The organism is Streptomyces beijiangensis (genome assembly GCF_017315755.1).
Lineage (GTDB): Bacteria > Actinomycetota > Actinomycetes > Streptomycetales > Streptomycetaceae > Streptomyces > Streptomyces beijiangensis.
The window spans coordinates 1-446 of record NZ_JAFLRJ010001247.1 but is presented as its reverse complement, the minus strand read 5'-3'; the positions used below and the strand labels follow the sequence as shown (position 1 = coordinate 446).

The 446-nt window shown below is 67.3% G+C and carries 1 protein-coding gene; it reads left to right on the top strand.

Annotated features, from left to right (window positions below):
• Positions 1–184 precede the first annotated feature (184 nt).
• Positions 185–446, top strand: a 262-nt coding sequence (locus J0695_RS41365; protein ID WP_206969956.1) for a carboxymuconolactone decarboxylase family protein, incomplete at its 3' end; no start/stop codon positions are given.

Sequence of the window (446 nt, the reverse complement as noted above, 5' to 3'; positions counted from 1 at the left end):
CTTCGTTCGTTCTTCACCGCACGCTCCTTCGCTTCCGGCTGCGTCATGCGCACGGGACACCGGTCCCCGCGGATCTGTGACACCCGTCTGCCATGGGCTGTGTCACACGGAGGTTCTGTCACACGAAGCCGGCGGCCGGCATCTCGTGTTCGTCCGATGCAACACCACGAGTGAGGACGACACCATGGATGCCCGATTCGATCTGTTCGCCAACGAGATCTCCCTCAGGTTCGCCAAGCGGTTCGCGGGCGCGGGCCTGGTGATCCAGCAGTCGCCGCTGCCCCGGTCCACGCAGGAACTGGTGTCGCTGCGCGCCAGCCAGATCAACGGCTGCGGTCACTGCGTCGACCTGCACACCAAGGAGGCCGCGGCCGCCGGTGAGAGTGCGGTCCGGCTCCACCTGGTCGCCGCCTGGCGCGAGTCCACGGTGTTCACCGAGGCGGAGC